The following is a 17,882-nucleotide window of genomic DNA, read 5'->3' on the forward strand; positions in this document are numbered from 1 at the left end:
CAGGTCCAATTAAGTGAACTAAAGGGCCTGTTTTTTATTTGGTGTTAAATTGATGATCAGGAGATGATGGGTACAAGGATTTAATTCAAGGAGATATTAGTATAATGAGAGAAAAGAATACGATTTTTGGAGATGGAAAATTTTATAAAAACGTACTGGCGATAGCAGTACCTATAATGCTTCAGCAGCTTATACAGAGCATGGTGTCGCTTATTGATAATTTTATGGTTTCAGGACTTGGTGATATATCAATGTCTGGTGTAAATATTGCAGGTCAGGTGCTTTTTGTGTTTATGGTCTTTACTAACACAATCTGCATGACCGGAGGAATATTCCTCACGCAGTTTTTTGGTGCTAAAGACCGTGGCGGAATGCAACAGGCGTTTATTTTTAAACTACTTGCGGGACTTGTAGCGCTCATTCCATATCTTATGGTGTGTCTTATCTACCCAAGAGAAATACTGTCACTTATGGTTATTGGTAATACACAGGCTCCGCTTATTCTTGATGAGGCAGTAAAATATATACGAATCATGTCTGTTGTGGGAATTCCCATGACAATCTCTGTAAGTATCGCAAGTTCACTCAGGGATATGGGGCAGGTCAAAATACCACTTGCCGTGACAGTAATAGCAACTCTTACAAATACTGTATTCAATTATCTTCTTATCTATGGAAATCTTGGATTTCCGGCATTGGGCGTTCGGGGAGCTGCTTATGCTACTGTAATAGCGAGATCATTAGAGTTTATTATATTTTTGGTTATCTATTTCAGAAGCAGACCTGATTTTGCAATTCGCTTTGACAGAGATTTCATGGTAGATGGAAGATTGTTTAAGGAAATACTAAAGAAAGGCGCTCTGATGCTTTTCTGCGAGATGACCTGGGTTCTTTCTGAAACTTTGACTACGGCAATTTATAATGGAAGAGGCGGAGCAGATGTGGTTTCGGGAATGGCATCAAGCTTTGCCATAGCTAATCTTTTCTTTGTAGCATTTGGAGGAATTTACTCTGCAACTACAGTAATAATCGGAAAGACCCTGGGAGAGGGAAATCTTGAAAAAGCCCGCAGAGAGAAAACATGGCTTTTATCAGGAGCTATCGTATTTGGTGTTGCCATGACTTTTGTCGGATTTGCTACAACACTTATCATTCCTGTTGTGTTTGGAAAGCTAAGTCCAAGCGCCATTGCAATTTCAAGGAGTATGGTAATACTTATGGCATTCTTTATGCCTGTATGGGTACTCGTAAACGCACAGCAGGCCATCGCAAGATCCGGCGGCGACACGAAGATGGGCGCATATGCAGATGCCGGAATAACAATAGCGGTCATGCTTCCTATGCTTTTCCTGCTTGCAAGATATACCGATATCGGGCCGGTACAGATGTACCTTTGCGTAAAGCTTCTGGACATTGTAAGGACTCTTATATTCCATTTCTGGCTGAAGAAAGAGCGCTGGCTTAATAATCTGGCAGGTGAGCATCAGTCAGAGCCACTTGTACAGAAGGCTTTATAAAGTATTGGAGGGGAAATTTTAGCGATGTTTGCAGTACCTATGTACTCCTGCGGATTCCTTTATTGATGCACCAAGCTGCTGTGCGGCAAGCCTGGGACTTGCATCATACGGAATATTGGCACTGTTGTGCTAGTAAAGGGAAAAGTCATGTATAATTAAGAGAGACTTTTGGACAAAGGATGCAGAAATGACTATGAGGGAATTTCTTTTAGCAGCGATAATACTTAGCATATTTGCTATGCTTTTTGAGGGGATTATTGTTTTTAGAAAGCTCAAAAATAAGCTTCATGCATATCTGTTTTTGAACTGCATCACAATGCTGATCAGTAATACCGGTTATCTTCTGGAACTTCTTTCAAAAACTGAAGATGGCTATATTGCGGCCCTGAAGTTCTCATATATAGGAAGAGTGTTTATCGTATTTTCCCTTATTATGGCCTCTGCTGAGCTGTGTCACATTTTGATTCCCAAGCTCCTGGTGAGATCTTTACTTATAATTGATGTGTTTGTCTATGCAATCATTTTTACATTCCAGGAGCATGATCTGTTTTACTCCAAGATATGGTACGACAAGACCGGTATGTTTCCGGTTCTTTTGCATAGAAACGGTATTGTACATAAGGCATTTATGCAGTATCAGACCGTTGCTATTATCATCGTTTTAGTAATATTGTTCAGATCTATAAAAGACCACAAGGGTAAAATTGCCAGGAGACGCGTCTTTATCATTGTCGGAGGCTTTCTTGTTGCGGCAATACTCTATCTATGCCAGATTGCGCATGTATTCTTCGCCACATACTATTTTGATATTTCTGTATTTGGAAATGTTGCGATCACTATTTCAATGTTCATTGCCATATTCAGATATAACCTTCTGGGCGTAATAGATATGGCCAGAGATTATATTGTGGACAGGTTATCAGAGGGAGTTATTGCCCTTGACTGTGACGACAAGCTGCAGTACTACAATGAACATGCAAAAGAGCTTTATCCGGATATTACCAGAGAACCAATGAGTGTTGTGAATACCTTGAGAGAGGCAATCATAAGAGGCGACACCATTGAGATCGGCGATAAGTATTATACACCTGAGGAAAAAGAGCTTTCGGCAGATGGAGAAGTTATCGGAAAGCTTTATGCACTGGTTGACTCAACTGTACTTAAGCAGAGAGAGTATCAGTTAAAATCTGATGCGGCTATTTTGGAAATGGCCACAAACAGCATGAAAGAACGTCTGAATGCCACAGAAGAGATCCTTAGTCAGGACAGGGCAATGCGCCATGACAGGAGACATTTTGAAGCACTTATCTTATCTCTTTTACAGGATGGGAAAGTGGATGAGGCAAAAAAATGCCTTGAGGAACGTATGTCTCAGGAGCCGCGGGGAAGCAGGAGCTTTTGCGAAAATACTACTGTCAATGCAGCGCTTATGCATTATGTAGCCATTGCAGAGAGAAATAACATAAGGGTAAAAGTATCTACGAATATTCCTCATAATGTTGGCGTTGATGAGATGCAACTGGCTATTGCCATAAGCAACTTGCTTGAGAATGCGATCCATGCATGCGACAAGGTACCTGAAGCAGAGCGTTTTATCGAAGTTACTGCCAAATATAAGCAGCAGCTTCTGTTGGAGATATCAAATTCCTGCCAAGGGATAGTAAAACTTGATGAAGATGGTCACCCCGTTGCCTCTGAGGATGACCATGGAATCGGAACCAGAAGTGTCCTTGACTTTGCTAAAAAGACAGGGAGCGAGATCAGATATATTGCTGGGAACGATATGTTTAAAGTACGCATGTTAATAGGATGATGCGAGGAAAGCGTTTATGAAAAGAAGTGCTCTGTGTATTTTGACTATGATCATTTGCTTAACTGCTCTTTCCGGCTGTGAACCCAAAGAGCAGGAAGGGAAAACGACCATAACCTTTCAGACCTGGAATCCGGCAGATTATGGGCCGGATAGCCCTATATACAAGATCATTGATTCTTTTGAAAAAGAAAATCCGGATATACATGTAAAATATGTCTTTACGAAATCAGTTGCATATCAGGAACATATGCGAGTAGAACTGATAGATGGTGATGGCCCTGACGTATATGGAATAAGCGCAGGCTCTGCCTTTGATACCTTCAGGATTTTCGAGGAAGATCTGACTCCTTTTTGTGAAAGAGAATGGGGAGAGGACTGGCAGGATAAATTCCTTGATTCATGTCTTGATCGTGTAAGTGATTCCGATGGCAGGATTTATGGACTTCCGCTTGGCCAGACTTATGCGGGATATATGTGGGCAGATGTGAATATGCTAAGGCAGTATGGATGCGAAGTTCCGGAGAGCTTTCGTGAAATGAAGAAAACCTGTCAGATACTTCGCGAGAATGGACAGATGCCACTCTCAATCGGGGCCAAGGATTCCTGGATGAATCTTGATATGTGGATGTCAATTGCAGCGGATTGCGACAAAGATGCCTTGTATGATGCAATAGAAGGCGAGGCAAGCTTTGAGTCAGAGCCTATAATAGAGTCCTTTAAGATATGGCAGGACTGCTTTGATAGCGGAGTGTTCCAGGACAAAGCAGTTAAAATGCCAATCTACGATACTGTTAATGACATGTTCCAGCGTGAGGGCAGTATCCCCATGATCACCAACGGGTCCTGGGCCATGAACATGTACACAGTAAGCGATGAGAAAACGAGGACTGTTTTTGATAAAGAGGGTGCAGACCATGATGTTTTCCTTATTGATTGGAATGACGATGGAAAAATAGCACCTGTGACAGCAAACCCGGATGTGATCCTCTGCCTGAATCCGGAGTCCAGACAGAAGGAAGCAGCTTTTCGCTTTATGGACTATCTAGTAAACGAAGGACAGGATCTTTTGGTCAATCAGTACCTGGAATATATGCCATCCCGTGCAGATTTAGAACTAAGTGTACAGGGACTTGGTGAAGATGGAAAAAAGAATCTTGATGTGATCGTAGAAAACGGAAAAAACAATGTTGCAGGGCCAAGAGGAATCAAGTATGAAGACCTGAGTCTTGCTGTATGTGATGCACTAAAAGAGCTTGCGACAGGAAAAATAACTCCTGAAGAAGCCGCTGCCCAGATTGAGAGAGTATCTAAAGAAACAATACGATAATGTGAAGCGATGAATGGTTATACAAAAAGAACCGGCAAGCTGTGATCATTAAATCTACAGCACCCGGTTCTTGTTTTTTAGATACGATCAGGCATTCTTAAGTTCTTTATACTTGGAACCAGTAAGCACTTCTGAATCTCCGCAGCATGGGCAGAGTATGAACTTCTTTGATGTCCATCCCAGTACCGGGATATAAAAAAGAGTTACATAAGTCTTTTCTCTTGCAAGCGTACGCTCTACTTGGTGGTGACAGTTGGGGCATATACATCTGCCAAGATCTTTATCTAATTTGAGTTTCTTTTTTGAACCATATATTATAACCATTTATATTCTCTCCTTAAGCTATAAGACTTCCTTCATTCATGCGGCAACGCTTTGCCAGAGTGTCGAGCTCTGTATTGTAGTCAGCTACATTCTGTTGCTTTGAGCACTTTGAAAAATAGAATGTTTCACCCATTACAGTTTCAACAGCTACAGCCTTAAAGCTGTAATCATAAGATCCGTAAAAACAATTGGAGCTGTAGACATTGGTGATGTCCTTGATCGGAAGGATTACTAAGGACTTTTTAAAGTCTCCATAGTGACAGACATAATTAGCAGTGATCACGACATTGGCTTTTGCAAGATGCATAACGCCGGCCCCTAGTGCTTCTGCAAGGAATGAACTTAGAAGCTCCTTGCCACGGCCATTTTCGAGAGCTTTATAAACGGCAGCAGCATTTTTCTCCTTGTCCATGTTAAAAACTTTTTCAAACTTTGGCATGTTACTCCTCCTAAAACTTATTATTACTAATCTATTGCCCCCTTTGGGCATAGACAAGTATTATAGCATGTATTAGTCATCCCAGCAATTAAACTATATAAAGAGTTACCGTTGTGTATAAAAGTCAAAGATTTTTATGGTACAATGTTAGATACAAAGCAGATTCACAGAATTATTGCAAGATCATGATGAATAAGCATTCCGACTTGCTGATTTAAGATCAAAGGTGAACACGTCGTCAACCTTGTTCATCATCGGATATAACTTCCGGTAATATTTATAGAAAGAGGACTAATATGGCATCAAAACTTTTACTTGTCGATGGACACAGTATTCTTAACAGGGCCTTTTATGGTATGCCTGATCTGACCAATTCCGAAGGTCTTCATACCAATGCGGTTATTGGCTTTTTAAATATTTTCTTCAAACTTCTTGATGAGGAGAATCCTGACTACGTAGTTGTTGCCTTTGATACAAGTGCGCCTACATTCAGACATAATATATTCAAAGAGTATAAGGGAACCCGTAAGCCTATGCCGGCAGAGCTCCATGAGCAGGTGCCGCTTCTTAAAGAGGTTCTTGATACTATGGGCGTAAGGCGTTATGAAGAGCCGGGACTTGAAGCAGATGATATCCTTGGAACACTTGCAAAAAGAGCAGAATCTCAGGGTATGATCGTAACGCTTGTATCAGGAGATAGAGACCTTCTACAGATAGCAAGTGACAATATCCTTATAGCTAACCCTAAGACTAAGGGCGGACAGACAACTGTAGAGAGGTATCACACCCAGGAAGTTATAGATGAATGGGGCGTAACTCCCGAGAAGTTCGTAGAACTTAAGGCTCTTATGGGAGATTCATCTGATAATATCCCCGGAGTTCCTAAAGTTGGACCTAAGACTGCCAAGGAACTCATGCAGACTTATGGCTCTATAGCAGGTATCTATGAGCATGTAGAAGAGATCACCAAGAATGCTATAAGAGAGTCACTTAAGGCCAATAAAGAAAGCTGCGACCTTTCATATACTCTGGCTCTTATCAAGACGGATGCAGACTTTGAACTTCCATGGGACAGTGCAAAACGTGTTAACTATTTAAATGAAAATGCATACAAAGAGTATAAGAGACTTGGCTTTAAGAGACTCTTATCCAAGTTCTCTCAGGAAGTTGTTGATAAGGCTTTTGCAAGTGTTGGAGAATCGGGTAATACGAATGCTGTTGATGCAGCTTTTAATGCAGCTTCCAATGCAGCATCTAATGCAGCTGATCCTAATGGAATCGCTTCAAATGGAGAGGCTATTAAGGGTGCAGCTTTGGACGGAGTATCTGTTGATAAGGCATCTGCAGGGGCTGTTGCTGATACAAGTAATTTAAATACTAAGTCTTCATCTACCGGTAATATAGAAGAAGCTGGTGATAATCAGGATGAGATTATTATAAATCTCCTTAAACAGGTTCCGCAGCAGATAGAAGCTATATCAGTTACTTCATTTGACGAAGCAGAAGATATTATAAGAAAAGCAAAAGAGTATGCTGCAGGTAATAATGACAGATTTATAGGCTATAGCGTCATAGAAGATTCCAAAGATCCTGATGATTTCATCGGTCTTGGCATATCCTACGAGAATGGCAAAGCATATTTCTTAAGGCATACAGAGAAGTTTACTTTAGAATACGTAGGTAAGGTTCTTGAAGATCTGTCCAAGGATTGCAGACTTACAACTTTTGATATTAAGAATACCTACCATCTTTTTACCCCATATGAAATTGACCATAAGAAGGAAAAAGGTGATTTTGATATACTTATAGGCGCTTACCTTCTTAATCCCTTAAAGGATGACTACACTCCTGAAGATATAGCAGGAGAGCATCTTGGAAGGATGATGAGAAGCTATAAGGAGCGCTTTGGTAAGAGCAGCCTTAAAGAACTTATAGAGGTTCCACAGCAGATGACACTGGATCTTGGAATTCCTATGCCTGCTGATGATGATTCTGCCAAGAAGTCTTCCAAGAAGTCTAAGAAGGCTCTGGAGCCTCAGATCCTTCCGGAAGATGCTCTTAAACAGATCGTTGAGTATGCTGCAGAAATTGCCAATACATCACTACTCGCAGCGCCGATTATTGAGAAGAAGCTTGCGAATGCCAAGATGCTTGATCTTATGAATGATATTGAGATGCCGCTTTCTTTTGTCTTATATTCTATGGAAAAAGAAGGTATTATCTGCAGACGCGATGCTCTTAAAGAGTATGGAGATCAGCTCACAGGAAGAATAGCTGAGCTTGAGCGCAATATTTATAAAGAGGCAGGAGAAGAGTTCAATATTAATTCTCCCAAGCAGCTTGGAGTTATACTTTTTGAAAAGCTTGGATATGAAGGCGGCAAGAAGACCAAGACCGGATATTCTACATCAGCTGACGTACTTGATAAGCTTGCACCGGAGCACCCTTTTGTCAAGGATATCCTTGAATACAGAGCGCTTACCAAGCTTAAGAGTACCTATGCAGACGGTCTTGCAGACTATATCGAATCCGACAACAGGATCCATACAGTATTCAATCAGACGATAACTGCAACAGGAAGAATCTCATCTTCTGAGCCTAACCTTCAGAATATTCCTATGCGTACAGAACTGGGACGAGCTATTCGTAAGGTATTCGTTCCCAAGGACGGGTACGTATTTGCAGATGCCGATTACAGCCAGGTAGAGCTTAGAATCCTTGCAGATATGTGCGCTGATGAGGGACTTCTTGAAGATTACAGATCAGGCAAGGATATACACAGAGCAACAGCTTCCAAGGTATTCCATACTCCTTTTGAAGAGGTTACTGACACTCAGAGACGTAATGCCAAGGCGGTTAACTTTGGAATCGTATACGGCATCAGTGTGTTCGGTCTTGCCAATGATCTTGGTATAAGCCGCGAAGAAGCCAAGGGATATATGGAAGAGTATTTCAAGACATACCCTGGAGTTAAGGCTTATCAGGAAGCTTCTGTTGCATATGCCAAGGATCATGGATATAGTATCACGACCTTTGGAAGGAGAAGGCCTATACCTGAACTTAGGGAATCCAACTTCATGCGCAGGCAGTTCGGTGAGCGCGTTGCCATGAATGCGCCTATTCAGGGAACAGCTGCAGATATCATGAAGGTAGCTATGATAAGAGTATTCATGAGACTAAGAAAAGAGAACCTTAAGTCAAGGCTTATACTTCAGATTCATGATGAACTTCTTATAGAGACAGCACCTGATGAAGTTGATGTTGTTAAGAGTCTTCTTACAGAAGAAATGCAGAAGGCAGCAGACCTTAAGGTACCGCTTATTGCAGAGTGCAGTGTAGGATCTGACTGGTTTGAAGCTAAATAATTGTATTTTTCGTATTTTAAAATAGATCATTAATAGAAGCATTAGGTTTGAAAATGTTCCATTTTCAAATCTGAATTGATGACGCGAGCTCCATCAATTTGAACCATTAGTCACTTACTTTGCTCGCGACATGAGGTTATTTATGAAAATTATAGGTGTAACCGGGGGAGTTGGCGCAGGCAAAAGCGCCCTCCTTACCAGGGTTATGGAGATATGTAACTGCAAAGTTATCTTCTCTGACAATGTTGCCAATGATGTTAAGAAAAAAGGAATGCCGGCCTATGATGCCCTTGTGGACCTGCTTGGGGATGGCATCCTGGAAGTAAATGCTGACGGCAGCTACGGCGAGATAGACAAGAAGAAAATGGCAGCAGCTATATTTAAAGATGATACTTTGTTACAAAAGGTAAATGATATCCTTCATCCTGCAACCAATAAATATATCGCTGATATAATCGACCAAGAAAGAGCCTTGGGCGAAATTGATTATCTTTTTATAGAAGCAGCTCTATTAATAGAGAATGGATACAAAGATATAGTTGATGAGATGTGGTATATCTTTGCAAGTGAAGAAGTAAGACGACAGCGCCTTAAAAAGGCAAGAGGCTACTCTGACGAGAAGATAGATGGCATCTTAAAAGCGCAGCTTTCAGAAGAAGTGTTCAGGCAAAACTGTGATTTTGTTGTTGATAATAGTAATGACCTTGATCATGCTATCGGACAGATAAGAAAGCATCTGGAAGTATAGATTAAATACTGAAACTTCGCACTTGCCAAACATACGCCACCCTTTGAGGCAGCGCCGATGCGGATGGTTTATAATGCATTTTCATATCTTTTGAAGGTGTTATAAAATTCAGGAGCATGAGAGATGGATTTTTATATTCTTCTTAGGGTCTGCATGTCTGAGCGAAGCGAGTTTCAGACCCTAGAATATAAAAATTCAGATATCATGCCCTGAATTATAACACCTTCAAGATATGAAAATGCATTATAAACCATCCGCATCGGCGCTGCCTTAAAGGGTGGCGTATGTTTGGCAAGTGCGAAGTTTGAATTAAATATACTAACATCATACTTGAAGATATTGCACCGCTTAGACTTTCCTACATGGATTTAGTATCTGTGTGGGATTTTTTTTAGATAGTAGTTAATCTTTTGCTGATTCTCTCCGATATAAAAGCGTAGGGTTATTTAAGTTCCATGATTATTTGAATATATACGAATTGTATTATAAGGATGATTGTAGTCATCTTCCTTTGAACTGATGTGCCATAGTCTGCAGGAGGACTAGAACATGCCACAAAGTCTTGAACAGAAAGATCAAAACGTAGTATTCGGCCTTGATATAGGTACGAGGAATGTAGTCGGAACTGTCGGATATATGAAGGATGGTAAGTTCTTTGTCATCGCCCAGAAATCAAGAGGGCATGAGACTAGAGCTATGCTGGATGGACAGATTCATGACATAGGCAAGGTCGGTGCGACGATCAGAACTATAAAAAATGAACTTGAGTCTGAGACAGATATACATCTTACAGATGTATGTATCGCTGCAGCGGGACGAGTTCTTAGAACAGTTGAGACTTCTTATGAAGAGGTTCTTGATGATACCAGATCCATTACAGATGAGGATATCTATAACCTTGATTCTAAGGCTGTGGAACAGGCTTATCAGGAGTTTATCAAAAACAATGAGTCTGATCTTAAGTTCTATCTGGTAGGCTATTCTGTTCTTCATTATTATCTGAATGATTATCAGATCGGTAATCTTGAAGGCCATAACGGCGGTAAGGTCAAAGTAGAACTTATCGCAACTTTCCTTCCGGATGATGTTGTAGATGGCCTTTATAAGGCGTGTGAGAGGGCAGAGCTTTCTGTAGCTAATCTGACGCTGGAGCCTATTGCAGCTATCATGGTTGCTATACCTGAGAAGTTCAGACTATTGAATCTGGCTCTTATAGATGTGGGTGCCGGAACATCAGATATATGCGTAACAGATGGCGGTACTATAACAGCATATGGCATGATCCCTACAGCAGGCGATCATCTTACAGAAGCTATCGCTCATCACTGCCTGGTTGATTTTAATACAGCAGACAAGATCAAGATAGACGCATCAACCCATGACACTGTTACATATACTGATATCATGGGTCTTGAAAAGACTATAAGTAAGGACGAAGTTGATACTGCTATCAAGCCTCTTGTTGACAAGATGGCAGATGATGTGACCAAAGAAATAAAGCGCCTTAATGGTGACAAGCCTGTAAGCGCAGTATTCGTAGTTGGAGGTGGCGGCTGCGTTAAAGGATATACACAGGCTATAGCAAGGGATATGGAGATCTCGGAAGAAAGAGTCGCTCTAAGGGGCGAAGAGGTCATGAAAGATTTCCAGTTTCTTAATGCAGGTGACGTGTCAAGGGACTCGCTTATGGTTACACCCTTGGGTATCTGCATGAGCTACTATGAAGATACCAACAACTTTGTATTTGTTTCATTTAACGGCGCTCAGACCAAGATCTATGACAATGGCAAGCTTCAGATCGTTGATGCTGCCATGCAGGCTGCATTTCCGAATGAAGATCTTTTCCCAAAGAGAGGTCAGGCTCTTAAATTCACACTCAACGGTGAAGAGAAGTCGGTACCCGGACATCCCGGAGAATCTGCAGTTATCATGCTCAATGGCAAGCCTGCAGATATCCACAGTAAGATAAAGGCCAATGATATCATAGAGGTTAAGCCCTCTACAGCCGGCGACCCGGGGCAAATGGAGATCGGCGCACTTAATGAGTTCAAGTCTACATTTAAGGTCAACGTTGATGGCAAAGAAGTCATGGCTTCACGATTTGCTACTGTTGATGGTCAGCCTCAGACTTCTTACTACAAGATAAAACCCGGTGATGATGTTAAGATACTTGATTATGATACAGCAGAGCAGATTGCAAAACTTCTGGATATCGAGATAACACCTGATACTCTTATCATGATCAATAATGAAGAGGCAGGCCCTGATACTCCTGTATATGAGAATTTCAAGGTTGAGTTCAAGCTAAGAGAAGATGCGATCATGGACTACTATAAGGATATTCCGGATGCTGACGTGGTAGCCATGGAACAGGAGAATGAAGAAGCCTTTGAAAATGCCGGCGAAGCTGCGATCGCAGAAGACAAGGACTTTGACCAAAGTGCCATGGATAAAGAGGTTGATGATATAACGCCTGTCAAGAATATTCTGGCTCATGACCTTCATGTTATAGTCAATGGATCTCCGGTGACTCTTCATAACAAGGCTAATTATATCTTTGTAGATGTGTTTGATTATATCGATTTTGACCTTAGTAAACCGCAGGGAAGGGGCATCGTGACTATGCTCAACGGCAGCTCTCCCAACTATATGCAGCCAATCGCTGAGGGAGACAATATCGAAGTGTATTGGAAAAAATAATATGTAATGCGATAACGTAGAGGTAGCCTTAATAACTAATTTAGGGGCTGCCTCTTTTTTTTATTTGGTAAAGTTTGATGATGAATTCTTATGCAAGATGATGTATTCTGTTAGGAGGGTTAATCTGATAATAACAAAAATAGAAGATAGGGGAAGAGAAAGAATGAGATTTGTAAGCCTGTCATCCGGCAGTAGCGGGAACAGTACTTATATAGGGTCTGCTGGTACTCATATTCTGATAGATGCAGGATGCAGCAGGAAGAGGATCATAGATGGTCTTAATAGTCTTGATGTGGATCTTCCTGATATAAATGGTATATTCATAACTCACGAACATTCAGATCATATCGCGGCTCTTCGTCTTATCTTGAAGAAGTATGACATTCCGGTGTATGCAACACAGGGAACTATTCAGGGAATAAGAGAAGCCGACAAGAACGGCGAGATGTTAGATAAAGAGTTCCACGTAATAAGAAGCGACGAGCCCGTTATTCTGGGCGATATAACAATAAATCCAATGAAAATTTCACATGATGCAAGAGAACCTGTAGGATTCAGGATTGCATGCGAAGGAAGAAAATGTGCTGTAGCTACAGACCTTGGCTCCTACGATGACTATATAGTAGGATGTCTTCAGGACATGGATGCACTGCTGCTTGAAGCCAATCATGATGTGAGGATGCTTCAGACAGGACCTTATCCATATCAGCTCAAGATGAGAATCGCAGGAAATCAGGGCCATCTGTCCAATGATATGTCAGGAGAGCTTTTATGCAAGCTACTTAATGATCATATGAAAGGTATAGTTCTTGGTCATCTTTCTGACAAGAATAATCTTCCGGAACTGGCATATGAGACAGTAAGACTTGCGATAGATATGGGAGACAATCCATATCATAGCAGCGATATACCGCTTTACGTTGCTAAGAGAAGTGAAGTCTCTCAGGTGATCGAGATCTGATACGATAGTAATTATACTTTGGCAAAACATTTGTAAAAGTATGGCTCTGAATGATCTAAACAAGTTAAAAAACAGAGAATTCTGCGAGTAATAAAACGAGAGTATTGAAAACCTAAAACAGCATATTTATATATGTAATATAAAGGAGAAGCAGTCATGAAAAGAGCAATTATAACTGTAGTCGGCAAAGATACCGTGGGCATTATCGCCAGAGTATGTACTTATCTGGCTTCTGAGAAGGTCAACATTCTCGATATCTCACAGACGATCGTGTCGGGGTATTTTAATATGATGATGATCGTTGATGTAACAGGTCTTGATGCTGAGTTTGGAAAAATCGAAGAAGAACTTTCCAAGGTCGGAGATGAGATGGGCGTTGTGATCAAAATGCAGCGCGAAGATATATTTGATTCAATGCATAGGATATAAGGCACTTAGAAATACATCCATGTATTTCTAGGCAAGTGCTGATTACATCCTGTAATCAGGTACTTAGAAGTGCATCCGTGCACTTCTATACATGTACTGATTACATCCTGTAATCTTGGTACTTAGAAGTGCATCCATGCACTTCTGGACAAGTACTAATTACTTCCTGTAATCAGGCACTTAGAAATACATCCCCGCCATATGAGAAAGGACGCACATGATTAATATTAGAGAAGTTTCTGAAACTAATGACATGATAGAAAAAGAGAACCTTGATGTCCGTACTATAACCATGGGCATAAGCCTTCTCGATTGTATAGACTCTGATCTTGATAAGCTCTGCGAGAAGATCCATGACAAGATCTACAATAGTGCCAAGGATCTTGTTGCTACCGGTGAGCAGATCTCCAAGGAGTTTGGAATTCCGATCGTCAATAAGAGAATATCCGTAACACCTATAGCTATCATAGGCGGAGCTGCCTGCAAGACTTCAGAGGATTTTGTAAAGATTGCTAAGACTCTTGATAAGGTAGCACATGAAGTAGGAGTTAACTTCATCGGCGGTTATTCTGCACTTGTAAGTAAGGGCATGACCAAGGCTGACGAGCTTCTTATAAGGTCTATCCCACAGGCTCTCTCACAGACTGAGCTTATCTGCAGCTCTGTCAATGTTGGTTCGACCAAGACAGGTATCAATATGGATGCTGTCCGCCTTATGGGAGAGATGGTCCTTGAGACAGCCAAGGCTTCTGAGCATATTGAAGTCAATGGATGTGCCAAGCTTGTAGTATTCTGTAATGCTCCTGATGACAATCCGTTTATGGCAGGCGCTTTCCATGGCGTAACAGAAGCAGACAGGATCATCAATGTTGGTGTATCAGGCCCCGGCGTTGTTAAGACAGCTCTTTCCAAGGTTCGCGGAGAGAATTTTGAAGTACTGTGTGAGACCATCAAGAAGACTGCATTCAAGGTTACAAGAGTAGGTCAGCTTGTAGCAAGAGAAGCTTCCAAGAGACTCGGCGTCCCGTTTGGAATCGTAGATCTGTCTCTTGCACCGACTCCTGCTATTGGAGATTCTGTAGCGGATATCCTGTGCGAGATAGGCCTTGAGCACGCCGGTGCTCCCGGAACAACAGCAGCACTTGCACTTCTTAACGATCAGGTCAAAAAAGGCGGCGTAATGGCATCTTCTTATGTAGGCGGTCTTTCAGGTGCTTTCATCCCTGTAAGTGAAGATCAGGGTATGATCGATGCTGTAGAAGCCGGTGCTCTTACTATTGAGAAGCTTGAAGCCATGACCTGTGTATGCTCTGTAGGCCTTGATATGATCGCAATCCCCGGAGATACTAAGGCTACAACTATTGCAGGTATCATTGCGGATGAGATGGCTATCGGTATGATCAATCAGAAGACTACAGCAGTAAGACTTATCCCTTGCATTGGCAAGAAAGTCGGTGACAGTGTAGAATTTGGCGGACTTTTAGGACATGCTCCTATAATGCCCGTTAATCAGTTCGATTGCAGTGCATTTGTAAACAGAGGCGGTAGGATACCTGCACCTGTTCATTCATTCAAGAACTAATATAATAAAGACTATGAGTTAACCCGTCACTTATAGTAACGACTTAAGAATATGCACTTTGCCAGTTATCAAATGCAAATAATCAAATGCCAGTAATTAAATGCCAGCCTTAGATAACTGGCCTTAGATAATTGGTATTAGATAATTGGCATAAGGCATTTTCTAAAGTCGTTTACTATAGCTGTGACGGGTTATTTTATAAGAATCTAGGTATTTAACCATTATTTTTAAAGAAGAATGTAGCACGTTCAAAAGTGATATTTGGCAATAATGTATAAAAACACGTTTTATAAATTGTGCATAATTCAATATAACTAGTAATATGATTATAATCATGATATCGTGGCGTCCCAAAAAGAAACCACGATTTTCGTTTTAGAATTATTCCTAACTTTATCTGATAAAAATCGGGAATATTTCTACAGAATTATCGTTGCATAGACCTGTATTTTACTTTATATTGTAAAAGATGCGTTAAAATGCGGATGGGGATCTGCAAATGCATTATTTATAGGAATTACAGATATTTTCAGGGAGGAACTATTTCCATGAATCTTACAGAATCATTTAAAGTTATACGCAAAAATGACGCGGATAAAATGGCTGATTTTTTTGTTAAAAATAATAATGTTGCCAACCTTATCCTGCAGGAGATGAACTGCACAGAGACCAAGGAGAGCGTTGCACAAATGACAGGAAGTATCTTTGATCTCGTATCTGTTATGCAGAGCGTCAGATCTATGGAGTCCGGAACCTACATCCGTATGGTTGCCAAGTATATCCGTACTCATGGCAAGTACAACTTCCCTGCTTTATATAATCTTGGTATGATCCTTGATAATAATCTTAAGATGGCTTATGTTCGTGATAACTGGGACAAGGTTGCCGTTAAGAATCCAAGAGCTTTTGCAGCTATGGAGCGTGCTTATGAAGAATTAAAGAAAAGAGCTAAGGACTACTCTATGAGAGGCTTTTATTGCGAGCTTCAGTGCGATTTTGTTACAAGCTGGACCAATGGCAAGCCTTCATACAGACACGAGAGAATCTGTGACTTCTATTCTCATAAATATGATGAAGAGAGAATGATCGATTCTAATCCTGAGCTTATCAAATGGGCTCTTCTTAAGTTATATGAGGGATATTTCATCACTTTCTCACTTCTTGCTTACAGCTATCAGACCAAAGCAAGTGAAGTGCTCACACTTGGATACCGCTATGGAATCATGTATGAGATGGTCAATAACTTTGGAGGCCATTCTATCACATGTCTTCTTCCTGATCTTGGACCGGAAGTTCATCAGATTGAAGGCGACAGATATCTTGCACTTTGCTGCCCTAAGGAAGCAAGAGAGGGAACTGTAAAGTGCATGGATGCTTTCCATCCGGTATTTGAGGGATGATCTGATTTTTCTTTTGTCTAAAGATATAAAGCCACGCGCTAAGAACGGATGATACCTACTTCGTTCGAGGCGGCGTGGCTTTTTTGCGCAGTTGCTGCCTTTATGCTGAAGCCATGCATTTCTGGACATGCTTTAATTACGTCCTGTAATTTCGCATGGTTTATATTAGCTGATTTTAGTTCAAAAAGTCATATTGACAATTTAAATAGTCAAAATGACTATATAATAAACAGGCAATGCTCCTCTTTTTTGTACAATATTCACTCTTGCATCATATGGTCAAATAGACTATATTGAATATAGTCAAAACGACCATATGAAATATCGAAGGAGAACTGATGTACAAGCCGGAATCGATAGAAGAAGAGGAATTTTTAAAAAAATATAACCCGGACAAATATAAGAAGCCGTCGATCACAACAGATATAGTAGTCTTCACAATGTCTGAGGACAAGAAGCTTTGTATACTTCTGATAAAAAGAGGCACTTATCCATACAAAGATCACTGGGCGCTTCCGGGAGGTTTTATAAACATGGATGAGTCCATAGACCAGTCTGCAGCAAGTAAGCTTTATGAAGAGACCGGGGCTAACGGCTTTCCGATTGTACAGTTTGGATCTTTTGGAGATGTAGACAGGGATCCAAGGATGAGAGTAATATCGATTTCTTATATGGCTTTCGTTCCCAATAAGAGCCTTGAAGTTGTTGCAGGAGACAAGGAAGCAGATGCAGCTGTATTTGAAGTTAGGAAAGAGTGCGATGACAAAGGTACTGAGAAACTTTATCTTGTCAGAGATTATTTTTACATATCAGAGGAACAACTTGCATTCGACCATGCTACAATAATAAAGACTGCGCTTGAAAGACTTGCAGGTAGGATTGAATATACACAGGATGCATTTTCACTGCTGCAGGATGATAAGTCTTTTACTATACACGAACTTAAGAGTATACATGAGGCAGTGCTGTTCAAGTCACTAGATACAGCCAATTTCAGGCGAGAGTTCATTAAGAAGTATGTGGATACAGGGATAGTCGTACCTACAGGCAAGACAAGTAATAAGTATTCTGCAAGGGCAGCGCAGCTGTATTGCAAAGTCAGATGACTCTGTAGTGTATTAAATGGATTATAGAATAGTGTACTGGCTCATTTATATTTAATCAAATATGAACGAGTCAGCACACTAGAAGAATAAAGTTTGAAAGTGTTCCACTTTCAAACCCGAATTGGTGTCGCGAGCTAAGCCAATGTCGAACCATTAGTCACTCGCTTTGCT

Annotated in this window: 13 protein-coding genes; 11 read left to right on the top strand and 2 right to left on the bottom strand. The window is 40.9% G+C overall.

Annotated features, from left to right (window positions below; genetic code table 11):
* Window positions 1–104: 104 nt before the first annotated feature.
* From BMX21_RS00255 to BMX21_RS00265, 3 genes are all read left to right on the top strand, one after another.
* Window positions 105–1,517, top strand: coding sequence for an MATE family efflux transporter (locus tag BMX21_RS00255; RefSeq protein WP_092039882.1), 1,413 nt, complete (start codon window positions 105–107; stop codon window positions 1,515–1,517).
* A 193-nt stretch (window positions 1,518–1,710) separates the two neighbouring features.
* Window positions 1,711–3,330, top strand: coding sequence for an ATP-binding protein (locus BMX21_RS00260; protein WP_177173864.1), 1,620 nt, complete (start codon window positions 1,711–1,713; stop codon window positions 3,328–3,330).
* A gap of 16 nt (window positions 3,331–3,346) precedes the next feature.
* Window positions 3,347–4,657: an ABC transporter substrate-binding protein gene (locus BMX21_RS00265; RefSeq protein WP_092039890.1), complete on the top strand. Its 1,311-nt coding sequence runs from the start codon at window positions 3,347–3,349 to the stop codon at window positions 4,655–4,657.
* Window positions 4,658–4,744: 87 nt separating this feature from the next.
* On the opposite strand, the gene BMX21_RS00270 is transcribed toward BMX21_RS00265, so the two are convergent.
* Window positions 4,745–4,981: a zinc-ribbon domain-containing protein gene (locus BMX21_RS00270; RefSeq protein WP_051199583.1), complete on the bottom strand. Its 237-nt coding sequence runs from the start codon at window positions 4,979–4,981 to the stop codon at window positions 4,745–4,747.
* A gap of 13 nt (window positions 4,982–4,994) precedes the next feature.
* Window positions 4,995–5,420: a hypothetical protein gene (locus tag BMX21_RS00275; RefSeq protein WP_092039893.1), complete on the bottom strand. Its 426-nt coding sequence runs from the start codon at window positions 5,418–5,420 to the stop codon at window positions 4,995–4,997.
* A 296-nt stretch (window positions 5,421–5,716) separates the two neighbouring features.
* On the opposite strand from BMX21_RS00275, the gene polA reads away from it, so the two are divergent.
* The 8 genes from polA to BMX21_RS00315 all read left to right on the top strand — a co-directional run bounded on the left by polA (window position 5,717) and on the right by BMX21_RS00315 (window position 17,711).
* Window positions 5,717–8,785 carry a DNA polymerase I gene (gene polA / locus BMX21_RS00280; protein WP_092039897.1) on the top strand — a complete coding sequence of 1,023 codons (3,069 nt, stop codon included), beginning with the start codon at window positions 5,717–5,719 and terminating at the stop codon, window positions 8,783–8,785.
* A 142-nt stretch (window positions 8,786–8,927) separates the two neighbouring features.
* Window positions 8,928–9,533, top strand: a complete 606-nt coding sequence (gene coaE, locus BMX21_RS00285; RefSeq protein WP_092039900.1) for a dephospho-CoA kinase — start codon at window positions 8,928–8,930, stop codon at window positions 9,531–9,533.
* A 549-nt stretch (window positions 9,534–10,082) separates the two neighbouring features.
* Window positions 10,083–12,233, top strand: coding sequence for a cell division protein FtsA (locus tag BMX21_RS00290; RefSeq protein ID WP_092039904.1), 2,151 nt, complete (start codon window positions 10,083–10,085; stop codon window positions 12,231–12,233).
* Window positions 12,234–12,396: 163 nt separating this feature from the next.
* Entirely contained in the window at window positions 12,397–13,194 is a 798-nt protein-coding gene (locus tag BMX21_RS00295; RefSeq protein ID WP_092040368.1) for an MBL fold metallo-hydrolase, read from the top strand.
* A 156-nt stretch (window positions 13,195–13,350) separates the two neighbouring features.
* The gene (locus tag BMX21_RS00300) at window positions 13,351–13,623 is read left to right on the top strand and encodes an ACT domain-containing protein (protein WP_022755138.1); all 273 of its coding nucleotides are present in this window, start codon (window positions 13,351–13,353) and stop codon (window positions 13,621–13,623) included.
* A gap of 217 nt (window positions 13,624–13,840) precedes the next feature.
* Window positions 13,841–15,205, top strand: coding sequence for a PFL family protein (locus tag BMX21_RS00305; RefSeq protein WP_092039907.1), 1,365 nt, complete (start codon window positions 13,841–13,843; stop codon window positions 15,203–15,205).
* A 548-nt stretch (window positions 15,206–15,753) separates the two neighbouring features.
* Entirely contained in the window at window positions 15,754–16,605 is an 852-nt protein-coding gene (locus BMX21_RS00310; RefSeq protein ID WP_092039910.1) for a hypothetical protein, read from the top strand.
* 338 nt (window positions 16,606–16,943) lie between these two features.
* Window positions 16,944–17,711: an NUDIX hydrolase gene (locus tag BMX21_RS00315; RefSeq protein ID WP_092039915.1), complete on the top strand. Its 768-nt coding sequence runs from the start codon at window positions 16,944–16,946 to the stop codon at window positions 17,709–17,711.
* Window positions 17,712–17,882: the final 171 nt, after the last annotated feature.

Source organism: Butyrivibrio sp. TB (assembly GCF_900110805.1).
Lineage (GTDB): Bacteria > Bacillota > Clostridia > Lachnospirales > Lachnospiraceae > Butyrivibrio > Butyrivibrio fibrisolvens_C.

Excerpts from the sequence above, each read along its gene's own strand:
- BMX21_RS00255 (WP_092039882.1), top strand. The coding sequence starts at position 105 with ATGAGAGAAAAGAATACGATTTTTGGAGATGGAAAATTTTATAAAAAC.
- BMX21_RS00300 (WP_022755138.1), top strand. The coding sequence starts at position 13,351 with ATGAAAAGAGCAATTATAACTGTAGTCGGCAAAGATACCGTGGGCATT.
- BMX21_RS00275 (WP_092039893.1), bottom strand. The coding sequence starts at position 5,420 with ATGCCAAAGTTTGAAAAAGTTTTTAACATGGACAAGGAGAAAAATGCT.
- BMX21_RS00305 (WP_092039907.1), top strand. The coding sequence starts at position 13,841 with ATGATTAATATTAGAGAAGTTTCTGAAACTAATGACATGATAGAAAAA.
- coaE (WP_092039900.1), top strand. The coding sequence starts at position 8,928 with ATGAAAATTATAGGTGTAACCGGGGGAGTTGGCGCAGGCAAAAGCGCC.
- polA (WP_092039897.1), top strand. The coding sequence starts at position 5,717 with ATGGCATCAAAACTTTTACTTGTCGATGGACACAGTATTCTTAACAGG.
- BMX21_RS00315 (WP_092039915.1), top strand. The coding sequence starts at position 16,944 with ATGTACAAGCCGGAATCGATAGAAGAAGAGGAATTTTTAAAAAAATAT.
- BMX21_RS00270 (WP_051199583.1), bottom strand. The coding sequence starts at position 4,981 with ATGGTTATAATATATGGTTCAAAAAAGAAACTCAAATTAGATAAAGAT.
- BMX21_RS00295 (WP_092040368.1), top strand. The coding sequence starts at position 12,397 with ATGAGATTTGTAAGCCTGTCATCCGGCAGTAGCGGGAACAGTACTTAT.
- BMX21_RS00260 (WP_177173864.1), top strand. The coding sequence starts at position 1,711 with ATGAGGGAATTTCTTTTAGCAGCGATAATACTTAGCATATTTGCTATG.
- BMX21_RS00290 (WP_092039904.1), top strand. The coding sequence starts at position 10,083 with ATGCCACAAAGTCTTGAACAGAAAGATCAAAACGTAGTATTCGGCCTT.
- BMX21_RS00310 (WP_092039910.1), top strand. The coding sequence starts at position 15,754 with ATGAATCTTACAGAATCATTTAAAGTTATACGCAAAAATGACGCGGAT.
- BMX21_RS00265 (WP_092039890.1), top strand. The coding sequence starts at position 3,347 with ATGAAAAGAAGTGCTCTGTGTATTTTGACTATGATCATTTGCTTAACT.